General features: G+C 68.6%; 6 protein-coding genes. 2 read left to right on the top strand and 4 right to left on the bottom strand.

Annotated features, from left to right (window positions below; translation table 11 throughout):
* Positions 1–57: 57 nt before the first annotated feature.
* Both E1284_RS39410 and E1284_RS39405 read right to left on the bottom strand, forming a co-directional pair.
* On the bottom strand, positions 58–252 hold the full coding sequence (locus E1284_RS39410; protein ID WP_131945233.1) for a DUF397 domain-containing protein: 195 nt from the start codon (positions 250–252) through the stop codon (positions 58–60).
* Positions 243–1,043: a helix-turn-helix domain-containing protein gene (locus E1284_RS39405; protein WP_165965611.1), complete on the bottom strand. Its 801-nt coding sequence runs from the start codon at positions 1,041–1,043 to the stop codon at positions 243–245. Before E1284_RS39405 ends, E1284_RS39410 begins: the two co-directional genes overlap by 10 nt.
* 135 nt (positions 1,044–1,178) lie before the next feature.
* On the opposite strand from E1284_RS39405, the gene E1284_RS39400 reads away from it, so the two are divergent.
* The gene (locus E1284_RS39400; RefSeq protein ID WP_131945231.1) at positions 1,179–1,577 is read left to right on the top strand and encodes an ATP-binding protein; all 399 of its coding nucleotides are present in this window, start codon (positions 1,179–1,181) and stop codon (positions 1,575–1,577) included.
* Positions 1,578–1,702: 125 nt separating this feature from the next.
* On the opposite strand, the gene E1284_RS39395 is transcribed toward E1284_RS39400, so the two are convergent.
* Positions 1,703–2,572 (bottom strand): YwqG family protein, encoded by an 870-nt coding sequence (locus E1284_RS39395; protein ID WP_131945230.1) that lies wholly within the window; start codon positions 2,570–2,572, stop codon positions 1,703–1,705.
* Positions 2,573–2,614: 42 nt separating this feature from the next.
* A complete protein-coding gene (locus E1284_RS39390; RefSeq protein WP_131945229.1) occupies positions 2,615–3,094 on the bottom strand; it encodes a hypothetical protein in 480 nt (159 codons plus the stop codon).
* A 342-nt stretch (positions 3,095–3,436) separates the two neighbouring features.
* Here E1284_RS39390 and E1284_RS42755 point away from each other — a divergent pair.
* Positions 3,437–3,777: carbohydrate-binding protein (locus E1284_RS42755; protein WP_341770474.1), on the top strand; the 341-nt coding region annotated here is incomplete at its 3' end.

Genomic DNA, 3,777 nt, shown 5'->3' with positions numbered 1-3,777 from the left:
GGACGGGACGACTCGCCACTACCCGGTGGTGGGGGTGGCGCGGGGGATGCCGGGTGGTCAGTGCGTGTCGGCGGCGGCCTGGACGGCCGTGCGGAGGGCCGCGCGGGTCAGCAGGAGGACGGGGCCGTCCGGGTCCTTGCTGTCCCGCACCGCCACCACCGACGCGTCGGCCGCCTTCGCCAGTTCCACGCAGTCGCCGCCGTTCTCTCCGCTGCGGCTTGCCTTGCGCCAGGTGGCGTTGCTCAGGTCCATTTCTCCAGTGCCTCTCTCATCATGTCCCGGGACATGTCTTCGGGGAGGGCCCTCGCTCGCAACTCTCGGAGCGTTTCGGAGAGTTTGGCGAGGTCCGAGGGGTCGTCGGTTGTGATGCCTCGTACCGTCGTCTCCATGTAGGCAACCTCGCTTCGGTCCTCCATGGTAGCCACCACGAAGGCGCCGCCCGTGCCCGCTGGACGCCCATTGTTGCGGACGATCTGGATGGTGATGTTGGGCAGTTCACTGAGGGCAATGAGGTGCTCGATCTGCTCCCGCATCACCTCGGGTGAGCCCACGAGGTGGCTGAGTACCCCTTCGCTCAGGAGCGCGGTAAGTACGGTGGGGGGTGCGTCGGTTCGGGTGAGTATGGATTGGCGTGCCATGCGGGCCTCTACGGCCTCGTCCGAGCTGAGGAACGCGCGTGCATAGGCGGGGGTCTGCAGCAGACCGGGGACGATCGTGTGTTGCCAGGTGACCAGTTCCACGGCTTCCGACTCTTGCTGGGGCCAGTCGAACCAGATCGGGACCGGGTGGCCGTCCTTGTTGAGGTCTTCCCAGAGGCTGATGAGCGAGCCGCCTGCCTCCAGGTAGTCGTCCACCAGTTCCACGAAGGTTCGCGTAGCGCGCTTCTTACCGCTTTCGATCCGGCTCACCTGGGCGGGACTGACCTTGGTCAGGTGAGCGATCGTCTCCTGCTTGATGTCCTTGGCCTCTCGGAGCCGTCGCATCTGACGACCGAAGGCCACAAGGGCGGCAGAGCTATCGGGACGTTGGCGACGTGCGGCCATGGCGATTACCCCTCTCGGCAACTTGCACGTGCGTCTCTTCTCTTGCCGATGCGATCCACCTCGGGACAGCAAGCCCATGCTAGCTGCGGATGTGGCTGAATGTGTGGTGTTCGCCACACACGGTGAGGAGAGGTCATGGGGCAGGGCGCGGCGGAGAACGAGATGGTGGTGAAGCGGGACCCCAAGGTGGTCGCGGAGGTGCGGCGGTTCGTGCGCCTGGTCACGGGGCAGTGGGGCATGGACGACTTCGTGCCGTGCCTGGTCGCCAGCGAGCTGGTCACCAACGCGCTCCAGCATGCGGCGTCCGAGACGGAAGAGGACGTGATCTTGCGGTTGAGCCGTACCGAGGACGACGCCCTGTGGATGGAGGTCCAGGACGCCGCCTGCGGCCTCCCGCAGATGCTGGCGGCCGACACGTCCAGCGAGACGGGCCGGGGTCTGTTCATCGTCGACCAGTACGCCCGCTGCTGGGGCATCCGCGCTTTGGCCGAAAACGCTGGCAAGGTCGTCTTCGCGGTCATCGACCGCACATGAGGGTGACGTGGAGGTAGTTCTCACGCACCAAAACACAATGCTTAGGCAGGGGAGTCGTCCGAGAGGGCCGCTCCCCATCGCCTTTTCTGGACGGAGTTGTTGAGGCTCCTCCTACCTATGGACGCTTACTGCCAGTAGAACGACACCGGGTGGCGGTGGTCGGTGGGGCAGCCGAAGAAGCCGCCGTGGCTGTAGCGGCCGATCTGCATGCCGGTCGGTTCGATCGCCTCCCAGTGGGCGTCGCCGTCCAGGTCGGCGTCCTCGATCGGGCACCAGCGGGGCGGCCCTCCGTCGTGATCGGACTCGCCGCCCCACTCGGAGCTGTCGAGTTGGAGGATGAGGCGTGCGACGGTGCCGCATTCGTCGCAGGTGGGCGGATCTCCCATGTCGGTGGCCTCCCACGACATCCCGCCGCCGAGCTTGCAACCGGACGCGATCGACAGGCCGTACTGGTAGGCGGGGTAGTCGACATCCCAGTCTTCGAGTTCGTCCTGGATCTGCTGCGGAAGCTCCTCTACCCACGGGTACTCGGTGACCGGTTCCGGATCCAGTACGCAGGGGAAGGGCACCATGCCGTCCTCGGCGGTACGTGGCGCCGGCGGGTCGGTGAGGACGTCGGCGATATCGGCCGCGCGGCGCCAGTGCACGCTGATCGAAGCGTCAGGGAAATCCCCGTCGTGGTTCGGGCACCACAGGATCTGCAGAAGGTCCGTGCCGTCCGGAAAAGGGAAGGCCGGGACGTCGGCGGCATGCAGTTGCGCGATCGGAGCCATCGCCATCGGCTCCTTGTCGGGGTTCCGCCGGGTCCCGTGCGATTCATCGCACAGCGGCCAGGGCTCGGCGGCGGGCCACAGCAGCGGCCCGCCGATGTGGCTGTCGCCGACACCCGGATTCCCGCGCCGCGGGTGCAGCCGGACCGCCGTGCGGGCGTACGCGGCCAGCCCGGGGATGTCTTCGGTGATGTCCACGATCGGCGGACGTGTCGTGTGCGGCATGACCGCATCCTGCCGTCCACCGCCGACAAAGGACGCCGTTGATCAGGTTTCGAGCAGTTCGTGAAGGCGCCGGTCGTCCGGGTCCTCGACGATCCTGAGCGCGAGTTGGGCGCGCGCGGCGAGATCGAGCGGAGGGATGTCGCAGGACGCGTAACCGTGCGCGATGCGGTCCAGCGCCGCGCCGACGAGCGGACCCGCCGTCCGCAGCGACGCGCGCAACGCCACGGACCGGGTCGAACCTCCGTGCAGGACGATGTTGCGCTGCCGGTACAGCCGCCGCAACGCACCGCGCAGGTAGCCGTTGACCCGGCCGAGCGTCGCGTGCGGACGGTTCACGAGGTCCCGCATCCGGTCGAGCGCCGCTTGATCGGCGGGGGCCAGCGCGGGCGCCGGCGCCCCCGACTCCAACCAGCGCAGCAGGATCTCGACCCGGGCCCGGTTGACCGTACCGGCTCGTTCGAGTTCCGCGCGCAGCCGGGCGTCCGCGTCGAGCAACTCGCGCCGGTGGCTCAGCGCGGTCAACTCCGCCCGGCACCAGCCCGCCGCCACGAGCGCCGCCGCCCGGTCGGCGGCGACGGCGCGTCCCCATCGCCTTTTCTGGGGTGGAAGGCTTCACCGCTGCGACCTCCCCGAGCAGGGCATCGGTGGTTCGACCGCCAGGCTCAACATGTTCCGATCGTGGCTGGGGCGTGGCTCGGCTTCGTCCCGTTATGGCGGGGGCTTCCCGGTAGGGGGCGGCGCGGTTACTCTTCTGGTGGCGTCCACGCCGGTCGTTTGCGCCTTGCGCCTGGGAGAGTTCCGTTCGCGGGACTTGTTCGGCTCTTGCACCGGCTCCTCTGTCCCCGTTCTGGAGGAGTCGTCCCCGTGAGAATCACGTACAAGCGATGGTCCCCGGCCGTCGCCGCGCTGGCGTCGGCCTTGGCGGCGGTGGTGCTGTCGCTGGGCGCGCTGGTGGTGCTGTCGGCGCCGTCGTCCGCGCAGCCCACCGCCCAGGTCGCCTGCACCTATCCGGCCTGGGCCGAGGGCACCAGTTACAAGGCCGGTGACAAGGTCACCTACAGCGGACACGGCTACGAGGCGCTCGTCGCCCACACCGCATGGCCCGGTGCCAACTGGAACCCCGCATCTACGCCGACGCTGTGGCGCGACCTCGGTACCTGTGACGGGTCCACGCCGCCGACCACCCCGCCCACCACGCCCCCGAC

This window comes from Actinomadura bangladeshensis, assembly GCF_004348335.1.
In the GTDB taxonomy this organism is placed as follows: Bacteria; Actinomycetota; Actinomycetes; order Streptosporangiales; family Streptosporangiaceae; genus Spirillospora; species Spirillospora bangladeshensis.
This window is presented reverse-complemented; position numbering and strand designations above follow the sequence as displayed.

Coding starts and splice junctions, on each gene's coding strand:
- E1284_RS39410 (WP_131945233.1), bottom strand. CDS start 252: ATGGACCTGAGCAACGCCACCTGGCGCAAGGCAAGCCGCAGCGGAGAG.
- E1284_RS39405 (WP_165965611.1), bottom strand. CDS start 1,043: ATGGCCGCACGTCGCCAACGTCCCGATAGCTCTGCCGCCCTTGTGGCC.
- E1284_RS39400 (WP_131945231.1), top strand. CDS start 1,179: ATGGGGCAGGGCGCGGCGGAGAACGAGATGGTGGTGAAGCGGGACCCC.
- E1284_RS39395 (WP_131945230.1), bottom strand. CDS start 2,572: ATGCCGCACACGACACGTCCGCCGATCGTGGACATCACCGAAGACATC.